Raw genomic sequence first — 13,560 nt, 5'->3', positions numbered from 1 at the left:
TCGAGCAGCCTTCTCCGCTTATTTTTCTACCTATGAATCGACTTCTACCCACCACGTTTTTAGTTCTGGCCGTTGCCGGGGTTCAGGCCCAGCAAGTTGATACGCTGGCGCCACGCCGCGTGGCAGTAGCCACGGCCATTCCCGACAGCGTTGAGGCGGTGGTGCTGCCACTCCGCTTTTCGTGCGGTACGAGTTGTGTCCTTATTAGCGCCGTTAGCCCATGGACGCCGCCGCCTTTCCTCACCCTTCAGCCCCTCCTGCCCCAGGTGCCCGGCGTGCAGGTAACGCCTACCTCCGGCGCGCCCGGCGATTGGGCCACGGTACGCATCCGGGGCGGCAGCAGCCTGGCCAGCCCCGACCAGCCCCTGTACGTGGTGGACGGGGTGCCGGCGCTGAATGCGGACTTTGAACCCGGAGTTTTCCTGCGTGCCGCTTTTCCGCTTGGAAGCGGCCCCCAGCTCGCCCATACGGGGGCCAATCCGCTGCCCACCCTGCCGCCGGAAGACATTGCCAGCGTCACGGTGCTGTCGGGTGGAATTGCGGCGGCGCAGTACGGGGCGCAAGGCAGCAACGGGGTGATTGAAATCGTGACGAAGCGCGGGGGCAAAACCGGCCAACGCCAGCCCCTGCGGGTGCGCTACGCCGGAATTGGCGGCGTGCAGCAGGTGCGCCAGCGCTACGATTTGCTGAACGCCCGCCAGTATGCGGACCTCGCCAACGAGGCCAGCCAGAAGCCCAACGGCGGCGGACTGGTGCGCTACCCCCTCACCGGGCCCATTTCGCCCGATACCGACTGGCAGGGTGAGCTGTTCCGCCCGGCCGTGCTGCACGGCCACCACCTCACCCTCGACGGCAGCAGCGTCCGCACGCGCTTCCTGCTCAGCGCCGACTACCTTAACCAAGCAGGTGTGGTGACGCATTCCGGCCTCGACCGCTACGCCCTGCGGCTCAACCTCGACCAGCAGATTAGCCCCAAGCTGCGCCTGTTTTTAAATGCCTCGGCTGCATCGGTCAGCCAGACGCTGCCCACCGATGCCACGGTGGCCCAGGCCCTGCTGGCCCCGCCCACCGTGGCCGTGCACGATGCCCGGGGCAACTTCGAGCGCTACGGCCCTTTCTTCAACCAGCGCAACCCCGTAGACCTGGCTACCAACGACGGCACGGCCACCACGTCGCGCCGGCTGCTGCTGCAGGCCGGCGCCGAGTACATCCTGTGGCCCGGCGTGGTGCTCACGGGCAGCCTGGGCCGCGAGGAGGGCCGCGTGGCCAGCGAAACGCACTTTCTGGTGAACACCAGCATTGGCCAGCAGACCACGGCTACGGCCGTCAGCACCTTGCGCCTGCCCACCACGGCCAGCGTCGCCCAGCTGCGCCTGGCCTACGACCACACCTTTGGCGAAGCCCACCGCCTGGGCCTGACGGCCAGCGCCGGCTACCAGGATTACCAGCGCAACACCAACGGCACCTACCGCGAGCCGGGCTCGGAATCGTACTACAGCACCAGCAGCACCACCACTTTTTCCAACGCCGGCCTCACGGCTACTTACGCCTACCGGGGCCGCTACGAAGCGCTGGCCTCGCTGCGCCGCGACGCCAACAGCGGCGCCACCCTGCTTTTCGTGCCCAAGGTGCCAGCACTGTGGCTGCCGGCGGCGGAAGTGCGCTGGTACCTGCACCAGGAGTCTTTCCTGGCCGATGCGCCGGCCATTAGCACCGCCACGCTGTGGGCCGGCGTGGGCCAAACCAGCTCCACGAGCTTGCCCGGCACCGGCTGGGGCAGCGGCGTGACGTCGGACTACCTCCGGCTGGGGCCGGGGCAAGTGGTGTCAACGCTCGGCTCGTCGGCGCCGGAGCCGGCCCCGCCCCGCACCACCCAGCTGGAGGCCGGCCTGCGCCTGGGCTTGTGGCAAAACCGACTCATGGTCGACGTAACCACTTATCGCCGCAGCACGGCCCACCTCGTGGTGCCTCAGCTGCTGGTGCTGCCCACCGGCACGGGCTTGGGCGCGCTGGTGCTGCCACGCGAGGCGGCGTTGCGCAACCAGGGCTTGCTGCTGTCCGTGTCGGGCAGCTGGCAGGCGGGCCGGTTCCGGGGCTTCAGCCGGCTGGCGGCGGCCTGGCAGCAGCAGCGCGTAGCCGACCTGCTTGCGGTGCCCGATGCCGGACCCGTGCCGGGGCTGGTGGTGGGCGAGGCCCCGCATCCATTCTTCCTGTATCATCGGCTGCCGGTGGCTGCTGCCGGGGCCGTGGATGCCCAGGGCCGGAACATCGGGGGGCGCCTGCGCTATCAGGACGTCGACGCCAACGGCTTCATCACCGACGCCGATGCCAGCTACCAGGGCACGGCCTTGCCCACGCAGCTTTATTCCTTCAGCCAGACGCTGGCGCTGGGCCGCTTCACGCTAGATGCGCAACTGGACGCCCAGGCCGGGCATCAGTTGCTGAACACTACGCTGGCCACCCTCGACCTGCCAACCGGCTACACCAACGGTACCACCCGCCTGCTCGACCGCTGGACGCCAACGCACTACAGCCCCGACGTTCCGGAAGCCAATGTGGGGCTGGCCAACTCCGTGGCCCTGAACCAACGCTACGACGACGCTCAGCTGCAGTCGGCCGCGCACTTGCGCCTCAGCCAGCTCACGTTTAGCTACGCCCTGCGGCCCGCCGCCCACCCCCATCCCATGAGCGTGTGGGTGGGCGGCCAAAACCTGTTTGTGCTCAGCAGCTACCGGGGTTTCGACCCCAACGTGAGCAGCGGCGGGGCCACCCTGCTGGCGGCCGGCTACGACGCCAACGCGTACCCCGTGCCCCGCACGTGGCTGCTGGGCGTGCGGGCCAGCTTTTAGGCGCCCACTGCCGGCATGCGCAACCGCTAGCTCTTTCCTTCATAAAACAGGACGCAACAGGCGGGACCGCGCCCGTGTTGAGAGGGGCTGGCCGATGCTCACGGCTTGATAATGGCAGACAGCAGGCCCACTGCCCAGTTTTTCCGTAGACCTTTTTGCCAATGGGACTGTTAAGTTTGCTCCACTTGTATTGCGCCTGATTTTTCAATGATTCATTTCCAGGAATTCACCCTCGATAACGGCCTTCGCTGCATCGTGCACGAAGATTTTTCTACCCCCATGGCCGTGCTCAACGTGATGTACGACGTGGGCTCGCGCGACGAAGACCCCGGCCATACGGGCTTTGCGCACTTGTTTGAACACCTCATGTTTTCCGGCTCGGTGAACATTCCGAGCTACGACGAGCCGCTGCAGCGCGTGGGCGGCGAAAACAACGCCTTCACTTCCAGCGACGTCACCAACTACTACCTCTCGCTGCCGGCGGCCAACCTCGAAACCGGCTTTTGGCTGGAAAGCGACCGGATGCTGAACCTGGCTTTTTCCGAAAACGGCCTGGAGGTGCAGCGCAAAGTGGTGGTGGAAGAATTCAAGCAGAGCTACCTCAACCAGCCCTACGGCGACGTGTGGCTCAAGCTTAAGCCCCTGGCCTACCATACCCACCCCTACCAGTGGAACACCATCGGCAAGGAGATTTCGCACATCGAAAACGCCGTAATGGACGACGTGCGCGGCTTTTTCCAAAAGCACTACGCGCCCCAAAACGCCGTGCTGGTGGTGGCCGGCGCGGCCAGCGCCGCCGAGGTGCGCCGCCTGGCCGAAAAGTGGTTTGGGCCCATCCCGGGCGGGCCGGCCTACCAGCGCCAGCTGCCGCAGGAGCCCCCGCAGCAGGAAGCCCGCCACCTCACGGCCCAGGCCCCCGTGCCGCTCTCGGCGCTCTACAAAGCCTACCACATGCCGGCCCGCAGCGACGCCCGCTACAATTCCGTCGACCTGCTGAGCGACATGCTCGGCCACGGCAAATCGGCCCGCCTGCACCAGCGCCTGGTGAAAGAAAAGGCCCTGTTCAATAACATTTCGGCCTCCCTCACCGGCTCCCTCGACCCCGGCCTGCTCGTCATCAGCGGCAAGCTAAACGCGGGCGTGGACCTCAAAACCGCCGACGCGGCCGTGGAAGAAGTAGTGGCCGAATTCCTGGCCGAAGACGTGAACGCCCAGGAACTGGAAAAAGTGAAAAACCAGGCCGAAAGTAGCTTGGTTTTCGGCGAAATTGACCTGCTGAACCGCGCCCTCAACCTGGCCTACAGCAAGCTGCAGGGCGATGCCAACTTGGTGAACGAAGAAAGCGGCCGCATTCAGGCCGTGACGGTGGCCAGCGTGCGCACCGCCGCGCAGGAAGTGCTGCGCCCCGAAAACTGCAGCACGCTCTACTACGAAGCCGTCGGGCAGGATTAGTCACCTCCTTCACCAAAAAGAACGGTCCGGCTGTGTTCAGCCGGACCGTTCTTTTTTAGGTCATTAGCGCCAGCCATTCGGGCCAGCTTATTTGCGCTTGGCCTTCACCTTGGTTTTGGCCGGTGCGACGGGCAGGTTGCTGTCGCGGCTCAAGGAGCTGTTGGAGGGCTTGGCGTAGCGCGGGCGGGGCGTGCGGTTGTCGTTGTAGCCGCCGTTGGCGGTGTAGCCCACCTGCCGGCGCATGGGCGTGGCCGGGGCCAGGTACATCGAGCCGTTGCGAATGTCTTCGGGCACGCCGGCGCCGTAGGGCTTGCCGGTGTGGGGGTTGATTTTGACGGCCGTCTTCACCTTGCGCGGACCGCGCGAGGAGTACGGGGCGATTTTTTTGCCGCGGTTGCCCGTTTGGGCCGAGGCATCGGTGGCGGCAATGGCCAGCAGCACCAGCGAAGCGAAAAAGTAGCGAAACATGGAAATAGAAGTTAGGGGGACAAAGAAAAACCAGTGGAGCGGCCCTGCCGAAATCGGGCCGAAAGCCAACCGGCTCCCGTTCATACGCACAACCGACCGAAGTGGATGGTGGCGCTGAGCGGAAGCCGGTTCCAGCGAAGCCAAACAGCCGGCCCGGGGAATAATCCGGGCCGGCTGAGCGGGCAGTATTAGTTGCCGAGCGTGGTTTGGGTGGCGGCGGGCTTGCGGGGCGGGCGCACGCTGTAGGGCGTCAGGCCGTTGCTGGTGCGCACGTGCACGGGCATGCCGGGCGCGGCCGAAATGTTCTGGTTATCGATTTCGCCGCGCGAAGGGCTGCTGGCCATCACCGATTCGGGCGAGCCCCAGCCGTCGTTCGAGGCCACGGCGGTTTGGGTGTTGTTTTCGATGGGGGGCCAGCCGTCGTTAAGGGGAGCGGCGGGGGCCGACTTCACGGCGACGCGGCGGGCTTTGGCGGCTTTGCGGGCGGCTACCTTGGTGGCGCGGGCCGTCTTTTTGGTCGAGGCCACCGGAGCGGTTTGGGCACTGGCTTCAGCCAGCAGGAACATCGACAGGGCAAGGGTGAGGAACGAACGAAGCATGGCTGAAGGGCTAAGAATGTGAAGAGGAAAAGTTGGTTACCGTTGTTGAATGGACATATTCCAAAGGCGTGCCAACTTTCTCTGCTCGCTCGGCAGCGCGCAAAAAAAGGCCCGGATGGTGCGCAAACGCCTACCATCCGGGCCATTGTCCCGACCAACTCCCGCCTTTTATCGCGGGGTGAGCGTGGTGCGGCTTTTGGTGCGGGCCGGCGCGGGGCCGTTGTAGCTGCCCACTTTTTTGGGGTTGTCCACGTTCACGGGCATGCCCGGGGCCGCGTACACGCTCTGGCCCTTGCCGTCGGCGCTCTCAGTGGAGCCCACCGCGCCATTGCCGCCGGGCCCGATGTCGTTGCGGCCGCCCGCAGCGGGGGCAGCCGTGGTGTTGGCGGTGCCCGCGCGCTTGGTGGTGGCGGTGCGCGCGGCCGAGGCGGCTCTGGGAGCCGGCCGAGCGGCCGATTGGCGGGTGGCAGTGGTGGTTTTGGCGGCCGGGGCGGCTTGGGCAGCGGCTTCGGAGATGGCAGCCAGCGCCAGCAGGCCAGAAATTAGAATGCGGTACATAAGCGGGTGGTGAACGGGTGAAAAGAAAGAACCACCCAACGAGCCCGCGCTCAGCAAGAGGCGGGCTCGTTGGGGTGCCTGTGGCATACGCGTAAGCCGCTGCCCCGGTCGGCCGGGCCCAAAACTTATGCCCGCATTCACGGCAAACGGCCCGGCTGCTCCCCTCACCTGAGAAGAGCAACCGGGCCGCGGGCTTGCTTTATGCGAAGGAATTATGCTCGCCTACCAGCCAAGGGGCTCGGGCGCTTTTTTCTTGGGTACAAGGGCCTTGGCAGGCGCCTTAGTGGCCGTTTTGGGCTTTTCGGCCGCGGCGCTGCCACCTTTGGCGGCCGTGGCGCCCGTGCCAGCCATGGCATCAGCGGCCGGAGCAGCCGGCTCGGGAGCAGGGGCGGCAGCGGCTGCGGGGGTGGCTACCGGAGCCGGGGCAGCGTCGACGGGGCGCGGCGGCCAGGGCTTCTCGCGGCGCGGCTTGCGGTTGAGGCGACGCTCGCGGGCGGCAATGGCGTCGTCCTGCATCACGTGCCGGCCGCCGCGCATCATCACCGGAGCGCCGGGCGCCACCGAAATGCCTTGGCCAATGTTGGCGCTGCTGGAAGACGAGCCCCCGGCGGCAGCGCCAAAGCCTTTGTCGTCGGCGGCCGCGGGGGCAGCAGCGGCGGCCTCAGGCGCGGGCGCTGCTTCGGTGGCGGGGGCTGCGGCTGCGCCGCCGTTTTGCGTGGCTTTCTGGCCAGCAGCGGCGGCAGCCGGCGCTTTGGTGGATTTCTTGGCGGGGGCCTTCTTGGGCGTGTCCCAGCCGGCGGCGGGGGTATCCCAGCCGCTCTGGGCCGAGGCGGTGGAAGCTAATCCGCCGAATACGAACAGAAAAAATAGCGCACGTTTCATGACAAAGGCTTTAGGGTAGGTGGATACGGAACCGGGGTAACTGAATGTGTTCGTGAATCGTTCGGCGAGGGCCGGGCCCTTGCCGTAACTTTGCGGCCTATGATGCAGGAATCCATTGCCGCTCTTACGGCCGAAATTACGAAGGCCGAACTGAATAATCCCGCCGAACTCGATGCATTTCGCATCAGCTACCTCGGCCGCAAGGGCCGGCTGGCCGACTTGTTCGACCAGCTCAAGACCGTGCCCAACGAGGAGAAGCGCGCCGTGGGCCAGCAGCTCAACGCCCTCAAGCAGCAGGCCCAGGCCCGCTTCGACGAGGCCCAGCAAGCCGCCGAAGCCGCCGCCGACAATGCTCCTGCCAACCCCGATTTCGACTATACCCTGCCCGTGGTGCCCAACGCCCTGGGCACCCGCCATCCGCTGAGCCTGGTGCGCGAAGAAATGCTGCGCGTGTTTGCCCGCATCGGCTTCGCCGTGGCCGAGGGGCCCGAAATTGAAGACGACTGGCACAACTTCACCGCCCTCAACTTCCCCGAGAACCACCCGGCGCGCGACATGCAGGACACGTTTTTCGTGGCCCCGCCCGTGGGCAGCGAGCCCGGCACCCAGCCCTACCTGCTGCGCACCCACACCAGCACCGTGCAGGTGCGCGTGATGGAAACCGAGCCCCTGCCCATTCGGCGGGTGATGCCGGGCCGCGTGTTCCGCAACGAGGCCATTTCGGCCCGGGCGCACATGATGTTCCACCAGGTGGAAGGCATTTTCATTGACGAAGGCGTGAGCTTCGCCGACCTCAAGCAGACGGTGTACTACTTCGTGCAGGAGCTGTTTGGGCAAGACATCAACATCCGCTTCCGGCCCAGCTTCTTCCCCTTCACCGAGCCCAGCGCCGAAATTGACATCACCTGCCTGATTTGCAAAGGGGCGGGCTGCAACATCTGCAAGTACTCGGGCTGGGTCGAGATTGGTGGCTGCGGCATGGTGGACCCCGCCGTGCTCGAAAACGCCAAGATTGATTCTGAGAAATACTCCGGCTACGCTTGGGGCATGGGCATCGAGCGCATTGCCATGCTCAAGTACCAGATAAAGGACCTGCGCCTGTTTACGGAGAATGACATGCGCTTCCTGCGGCAGTTTGAGGCGTTGTAGTTGGACGAGGTAGAGACGCGATACTTCGCGTCTCGGCGTTCGCGCTATTTGAGCGAAACGTTCAACGAGGAGACGCGAAGTGTCGCGTCTCTACACCGTTTAGCTAGGCGGGGAATGGTTGACGACAACCGTTCCCCGCTTTTTTGCATCTGCTCCGGTATGCCGCCTTCTCTCCCCACGCCCGCTACGCGCACGCCTCTCGACCCGTTTCTGAGCCAGAAGCTGCGGTTTTGGTCGCTGATGGCCATGGTGCTGCTCATTTACGTGCACGCCTACAACCTGCACCCGCGCTACCTGCAGCCGTTCACGCCGGTGCAGGAGCCGCTGTCGGCGGGCACTTGGCTGCAGTATTTTCTGGCCAATGGCGTGCTGCGCTTCCGCATTCCCATCCTGTTTGCCATCTCGGGCTACCTGTTTGCGCGGCACGAGGGCACGGCACCCCACGCCCAGCGCGTGAAGCGCCGGCTGCGCACGCTGGGCCTGCCCTTTCTGCTCTGGAGCCTGATATGGCTGGGCGTGCTGTGGGTATTGGAGCAATTCCCCGTCACCAAGCAGGCCGTCGTCGATGCCGAAATCAGCCCCTTCTGGCCCCGGCAGCTGCTGAGCCAGTACTCGGTGGGCGAGCTGGTGCAACGCTGGCTGCTGGTGCCGGTGCCGTTTCAGCTGTGGTTTTTGCGCAGCCTGCTGGTGTGCAACCTGGCGTACCCGTGGCTGCGCACGGCCATAGTGCGGCGGCCCGCCATTTACTTCAGCGTGGCGGCGCTGCTGTGGTTTTTCATGGTGCCGCTGCCGCTGGTGGAGGGCGACGGGCTGCTGTTTTTTGGGCTGGGCGTGTGGCTGGCCGTGCGCAACCAAGATGTGCTGACGCGCCCCCGGTGGGTGCGCCTTTGGCTGCTGGGCGGGCTGTGGCTGGGCTCGGCGGCCCTGAAAACCTGGCTGGCTTTCCACGTGGGGCCGCCGTTTTCGCTGCCGGTGGCGCTCACCATGCTGGCGCTGCACCGCGTGGGCGAAATCAGCGGCATGCTCGTGGCCTGGTTCGGGCTGAACGGGCTGGTGCGCGGGTGCATGGCGCGTGGCTGGTTCCGCTGGCTCACGGGCTTTTCGTTTATGATTTACGTGCTGCACGTGCCCTTTGTGAACTATGCCACCGAACTCGTGTTGCGCTACGGCCGGCCGCTGCCCCACCTGCACGTGCTCACGTATTTGCTGCTGCCGCTACTGGTCATCATCGTGAGCGTGGGCGTGGGGGCACTGCTGCGCTGGGCGGTGCCAGGGGTGTATGCGGTGCTGACTGGCGGACGGGGACTGGCTACGTCGTAATTTTGTAGTCGCAACCACACTGCCCACCCCGGCACATTTTATATCAGGCCTTATTTCAGCTTGCATCGGCTGAACGCTACTCCTACGAAAACCGCCTTTGGGGCGTGCGTTTCGATAAAACCGTGATTCATGAAGGTTAGAAATCAAACCACCAATAAAGTAAACGTCATCACCCTGGGCTGCTCCAAAAACGTGGTGGACAGCGAAGTGCTGATGGGCCAGCTGCAAGCCAACGACTTTGACGTGACGCACGAGGCCGAGAAATCCGACGCCAACATCGTCATCATCAACACCTGCGGCTTCATCGACAACGCCAAGCAGGAAAGCATCGACACCATTCTGCGCTACGCCGATGAGAAGGAAGCCGGCCGCCTCGAAAAGCTCTACGTGACGGGCTGCCTCTCGCAGCGCTACAAGGACGAGCTGGAAGTGGAAATCCCGCAGGTAGACGCCTATTTCGGCACCCTGGAGCTGCCCCAGATGCTGAAGGTGCTGAACGCCGACTACAAGCACGAGCTCATCGGCGAACGCCTCATCACCACGCCCAAACACTACGCCTATTTCAAAATTGCGGAGGGCTGCAACCGCCCCTGCTCGTTCTGCGCCATTCCGCTGATGCGCGGCAAGCACGTGGACCGGCCCATCGAGGACCTGGTGAAAGAAGCCAAGCGCCTGGCCGGCATGGGCACCAAAGAGCTCATTCTCATTGCCCAGGACCTGACCTACTACGGCCTGCAGGCCTACGGCGAGCGCAAGCTGGCCGACCTGCTCCGCCACCTCTCCGACGTGAACGGCATCGAGTGGATTCGCCTGCAGTACGCCTACCCCTCGCAGTTCCCGCTGGAGGCGCTGGACGTGATGGCCGAGCGCGAAAACATCTGCAAGTACCTCGACATGCCTTTGCAGCACGGCTCCGACAACATGCTGAAAGCCATGCGCCGCGGCATCACCAAGCGCCGCACCGTGGAGCTGGTGGACACCATTCGGCAGCGCGTGCCGGGCATTGCCCTGCGCACCACGCTCATTTCGGGCCACCCCGGCGAAACCGAACGGGACTTCCAGGAGATGTATGATTTTGTGGAGCAGACGCGCTTCGAGCGCCTGGGCATCTTCACGTACTCGCACGAGGAAAACACGCACTCGCACACCCTGGTAGACGACGTGCCGGCCGAAGTGAAGCAGGAGCGCGCCGACGCCATCATGGAGCTGCAGCAAGGCATTTCGATGGAACTGAACGAAGCCCGCGTGGGCCAGACCTATAAGGTGCTCTTCGACCGTAAGGAAAGCGGCCATTTCGTGGGCCGCACCGAGTTCGACTCGCCCGAAGTGGACAACGAAGTGCTGGTGCCGGTGGAGAAAAACACCTTCGTACGCCTGGGAGATTTCGCCAACGTGAAGATTGATTCGGCGTCGGACTTTGACCTGTACGGGCACCTGGTATAATCCGGAACGACTGTAGAGACGCGACACTTCGCGTCTCGGCGCCCGCGCCGCGTGGGTGTCGTTTGCGCGTTATCGTTCAACGTGGAGACGCGAAGTGTCGCGTCTCTACACCGTTCAAACCACCCATAAAGGAACATTTCGGCCGGGGCCGGGTTTTGTGCGGACTTTTGCCATTGGCAGGGGTTCGCCCCGAACCCGGCCCCGCTCGTATTTCGCCCATGCCCACCACCTGTAGCACCCTGCCCTACGCCGAAACCGGCGCTTTCTCCGGCCTGTTGACCGATTACCTGGCCGAGAAGCCCACGCTGGCACCCTTCTACCACCGCTTTCCAACGCTGGAAAACATTGCGGCGCAGATAGAAGAAAAACAGGCCCGCTACACGCCCGAAGCCCGCAAGCGCCTGGTGGCCGCCCTGCGCGACCAATACGGCTTCGCCCCCGAGCCCGAGCCGGCCATCGAAAACAACCTGCTGCTGCTGGCCGAGCCCACCACCTTCACCGTGACCACCGGCCACCAGCTCAACCTGCTCACCGGGCCGCTGTATTTTATTTACAAGATTGTGTCGGCCATCAAGCTGAGCCGGCAGCTGAAGGAAAAGTACCCGCAATACGACTTCGTGCCGGTGTACTGGATGGCCACCGAGGATCACGACTTCGCCGAAATCAACCACTTCTCGCTGTTTGGCAAAACCTATTCCTGGGACGCGGCCAACACCGGCGGCCCGGTGGGCCGCTTGCCGCTCGACGGCCTGGCCGAGCAACTGCTGAGCCAGCTGCCGCCCGAAGTGCCGGCCGCTTTTCACAAGGCCTACGCTGAGTCGAAGAACCTGGCCCAGGCCACCCGCAAACTGGCCGATGCGCTATTTGGCGAGTTTGGCCTGGTGACGCTGGACGCCGACCGCCCCGCCCTAAAGCAGGCCCTGGTGCCGGTGCTGGAAAAGGAAATCCGGGAGCAGGTGTCGAACGCCGCGGTGCAGGCCACCAACGCGCGCCTCACCGCCGCGGGCTACAAGCCGCAGGTGTATTCGCGGCCCATCAACCTGTTTTACATCACCGACGAGGGCAAGCGCGAGCGCCTGGAGCCCGACGCCGGCGGGGCCGACTGCGTGGAAGTGACCATCCGCAACACGGCCACGTGCCACAGCCAGGCCGAACTGCTGGAGCTGGCGAAGGCACACCCCGAGCAGTTCAGCCCCAACGTGGTGCTGCGGCCGGTGTACCAGGAAATGCTGCTGCCCAACCTCGTCTACATCGGCGGCGGGGCCGAGGTGGCGTACTGGTTCCAGCTGAAAGACGTGTTTGCGGCCTTTGGCGTGCCCTACCCCATTGTGCTGCCCCGCAACTCGGCCGAGTACATCAGCCGCGCCAACGCGGGCAAACTCAAGAAGCTGGGCCTGACCACGCACGAAATTTTCCGGCCGCTGCCGGAGCTCAAGAAGCAGGTAGGCGCCGCCCTGGGCCAGGAAGAAATCAGCCTGAAGGAGCAGCAGCAGGCCCTGGCCGCCGCCTTCCAGCAGGTGCAGGACCTGGCCCAGCGCCTCGACCCCACCCTGGTGAAAACCGTGGCCGCCGAAGCCCAGAAAGCCGCCGCCGGCCTCATGGGCCTCGAAAAACGCCTCAGCAAAGCCGCCGAAGCCAAGCACGAAACCGCCTACGCCCAGCTCGCGGCCCTCAAAGACAAGCTCTTCCCCGGCGGGGGCTTGCAGGAGCGCAGCGAAAACGTGCTCAGCATTCTGATTAACAACCCCGGCTTCATCCGGCAACTGATTGAGGCATTTGAGCCGCTAGCGCTGGAGTTCACGGTGATGGTGGAGGAATAAAAGCGCGTAGGCAACCCCGGCCCGGCCGGCGGCATCTACCAGGCACCGGCCCGTTGGCCGGTGCTTTCCTTTGCCCCATGCGCGCTTCGTTCTTTTTCCTGCTTTTTGCCCTTTGGCTGCCCGCGGCCACTGCCGCAGCCCAACCCATCAGCGGCACCATCACCAACGCGGCCACGCGGGCGGGGCTGCCCTACGTCAACATCGGCGTGGTGGGCAAGAACCTGGGCACCGTGAGCACGGAGCAAGGCACTTACCAACTGGCCTTCCTCGAAGCGCTGGCCAACGACACCGTGCGCGTGTCGAGCGTGGGCTACCAGACGCAGCTGCTCACGTTGCGGGCCTTGCGGGCGCACCCCAACGTGGCGCTGGCGCCCGAGAGCGTGAGCCTGCAGGAAGTGCAGGTGCAAGGCAAAAGCCTGTTTCGGCGCAACGTGACGCTGGGCAACACCGGCAACAGCGAAGCCTCCACCCTAAACCTGCGAACGAAGGACCTGGGCTCCGAGATGGGCACGGTCATTTCCCTCAAACACAAGCCCACGCGGCTGCTCACGGCCAATTTTAACCTGGCCTACAACAAAATCGGGCCACTGGCGCTGCGCGTCAATCTGTACCGCCTCGACGCCAAGGGCCGGCCCACCGAAACCAAGCTGCCCAACCGCGACCTCATCGTGCATTCCGACCTCACGAAGGGCACGATTTCGGTCGATTTAACGGCCGACCGCCTGGTGGTGGACGAAGATTTTTTCCTGGCCGTGGAATGGATAACGAACAACCCGACGGCCGAAGCCCCCACCGCTCCGACCGGCCCAACCACCTTAACAACCAAGGTGCACCGCACCGAGGCCGAAGCGCTGGCCGCCCAGGAAGGCCTCGCGTTTTCGATAGGCGTGGGCTATGCCAACAACGACCTCTACCTGCGCAGCACCAGCCAGGGAACCTGGGAGCGCGCCTCGATTGGGGCCTTGCTGCTGGGCATGCAGCCGCGCATCAGTTTCTTTGTGACGGCCCAGGACTAACTGC

The 13,560-nt window shown here is 64.6% G+C and carries 11 protein-coding genes; 7 read left to right on the top strand and 4 right to left on the bottom strand.

The window, feature by feature from the left end; translation table 11 throughout:
- The first annotated feature begins 32 nt into the window (after window positions 1–32).
- Together IC234_RS12150 and IC234_RS12145 are read left to right on the top strand one after the other, a co-directional pair.
- On the top strand, window positions 33–2,849 hold the full coding sequence (locus IC234_RS12150) for a TonB-dependent receptor plug domain-containing protein (protein ID WP_190924933.1): 2,817 nt from the start codon (window positions 33–35) through the stop codon (window positions 2,847–2,849).
- A gap of 207 nt (window positions 2,850–3,056) precedes the next feature.
- Entirely contained in the window at window positions 3,057–4,301 is a 1,245-nt protein-coding gene (locus IC234_RS12145; protein ID WP_190924931.1) for a M16 family metallopeptidase, read from the top strand.
- An 87-nt stretch (window positions 4,302–4,388) separates the two neighbouring features.
- Here IC234_RS12145 and IC234_RS12140 read toward each other — a convergent pair whose 3' ends face one another.
- The 4 genes from IC234_RS12140 to IC234_RS12125 form a co-directional block, all read right to left on the bottom strand.
- Window positions 4,389–4,769, bottom strand: coding sequence for a hypothetical protein (locus IC234_RS12140; RefSeq protein ID WP_190924929.1), 381 nt, complete (start codon window positions 4,767–4,769; stop codon window positions 4,389–4,391).
- A gap of 188 nt (window positions 4,770–4,957) precedes the next feature.
- Window positions 4,958–5,368 (bottom strand): hypothetical protein, encoded by a 411-nt coding sequence (locus tag IC234_RS12135; protein WP_190924927.1) that lies wholly within the window; start codon window positions 5,366–5,368, stop codon window positions 4,958–4,960.
- A gap of 168 nt (window positions 5,369–5,536) precedes the next feature.
- Window positions 5,537–5,926 carry a hypothetical protein gene (locus IC234_RS12130; RefSeq protein WP_190924925.1) on the bottom strand — a complete coding sequence of 130 codons (390 nt, stop codon included), beginning with the start codon at window positions 5,924–5,926 and terminating at the stop codon, window positions 5,537–5,539.
- 222 nt (window positions 5,927–6,148) lie between these two features.
- A complete protein-coding gene (locus IC234_RS12125; protein WP_190924923.1) occupies window positions 6,149–6,808 on the bottom strand; it encodes a hypothetical protein in 660 nt (219 codons plus the stop codon).
- 102 nt (window positions 6,809–6,910) lie between these two features.
- On the opposite strand from IC234_RS12125, the gene pheS reads away from it, so the two are divergent.
- The 5 genes from pheS (at window position 6,911) to IC234_RS12100 (ending at window position 13,556) form a co-directional block, all read left to right on the top strand.
- The gene (gene pheS / locus IC234_RS12120; protein ID WP_394354883.1) at window positions 6,911–7,957 is read left to right on the top strand and encodes a phenylalanine--tRNA ligase subunit alpha; all 1,047 of its coding nucleotides are present in this window, start codon (window positions 6,911–6,913) and stop codon (window positions 7,955–7,957) included.
- A gap of 159 nt (window positions 7,958–8,116) precedes the next feature.
- On the top strand, window positions 8,117–9,277 hold the full coding sequence (locus tag IC234_RS12115; RefSeq protein ID WP_190924919.1) for an acyltransferase family protein: 1,161 nt from the start codon (window positions 8,117–8,119) through the stop codon (window positions 9,275–9,277).
- Window positions 9,278–9,406: 129 nt separating this feature from the next.
- Window positions 9,407–10,720 carry a 30S ribosomal protein S12 methylthiotransferase RimO gene (gene rimO / locus IC234_RS12110; RefSeq protein WP_190924917.1) on the top strand — a complete coding sequence of 438 codons (1,314 nt, stop codon included), beginning with the start codon at window positions 9,407–9,409 and terminating at the stop codon, window positions 10,718–10,720.
- A gap of 218 nt (window positions 10,721–10,938) precedes the next feature.
- The gene (gene bshC / locus IC234_RS12105; RefSeq protein WP_190924915.1) at window positions 10,939–12,540 is read left to right on the top strand and encodes a bacillithiol biosynthesis cysteine-adding enzyme BshC; all 1,602 of its coding nucleotides are present in this window, start codon (window positions 10,939–10,941) and stop codon (window positions 12,538–12,540) included.
- A 77-nt stretch (window positions 12,541–12,617) separates the two neighbouring features.
- On the top strand, window positions 12,618–13,556 hold the full coding sequence (locus IC234_RS12100) for a carboxypeptidase-like regulatory domain-containing protein (protein WP_190924913.1): 939 nt from the start codon (window positions 12,618–12,620) through the stop codon (window positions 13,554–13,556).
- Window positions 13,557–13,560 lie beyond the last annotated feature (4 nt).

The organism is Hymenobacter armeniacus (assembly GCF_014699055.1).
Classification (GTDB): domain Bacteria; phylum Bacteroidota; class Bacteroidia; order Cytophagales; family Hymenobacteraceae; genus Hymenobacter; species Hymenobacter armeniacus.
The sequence above is the reverse complement of the archived record's forward strand: the minus strand, read 5'-3'. Positions and strand labels throughout refer to the sequence as shown.

Coding starts and splice junctions, on each gene's coding strand:
- rimO (WP_190924917.1), top strand. CDS start 9,407: ATGAAGGTTAGAAATCAAACCACCAATAAAGTAAACGTCATCACCCTG.
- bshC (WP_190924915.1), top strand. CDS start 10,939: ATGCCCACCACCTGTAGCACCCTGCCCTACGCCGAAACCGGCGCTTTC.
- IC234_RS12150 (WP_190924933.1), top strand. CDS start 33: ATGAATCGACTTCTACCCACCACGTTTTTAGTTCTGGCCGTTGCCGGG.
- IC234_RS12100 (WP_190924913.1), top strand. CDS start 12,618: ATGCGCGCTTCGTTCTTTTTCCTGCTTTTTGCCCTTTGGCTGCCCGCG.
- IC234_RS12125 (WP_190924923.1), bottom strand. CDS start 6,808: ATGAAACGTGCGCTATTTTTTCTGTTCGTATTCGGCGGATTAGCTTCC.
- IC234_RS12140 (WP_190924929.1), bottom strand. CDS start 4,769: ATGTTTCGCTACTTTTTCGCTTCGCTGGTGCTGCTGGCCATTGCCGCC.
- IC234_RS12130 (WP_190924925.1), bottom strand. CDS start 5,926: ATGTACCGCATTCTAATTTCTGGCCTGCTGGCGCTGGCTGCCATCTCC.
- IC234_RS12145 (WP_190924931.1), top strand. CDS start 3,057: ATGATTCATTTCCAGGAATTCACCCTCGATAACGGCCTTCGCTGCATC.
- IC234_RS12135 (WP_190924927.1), bottom strand. CDS start 5,368: ATGCTTCGTTCGTTCCTCACCCTTGCCCTGTCGATGTTCCTGCTGGCT.
- IC234_RS12115 (WP_190924919.1), top strand. CDS start 8,117: ATGCCGCCTTCTCTCCCCACGCCCGCTACGCGCACGCCTCTCGACCCG.
- pheS (WP_394354883.1), top strand. CDS start 6,911: ATGCAGGAATCCATTGCCGCTCTTACGGCCGAAATTACGAAGGCCGAA.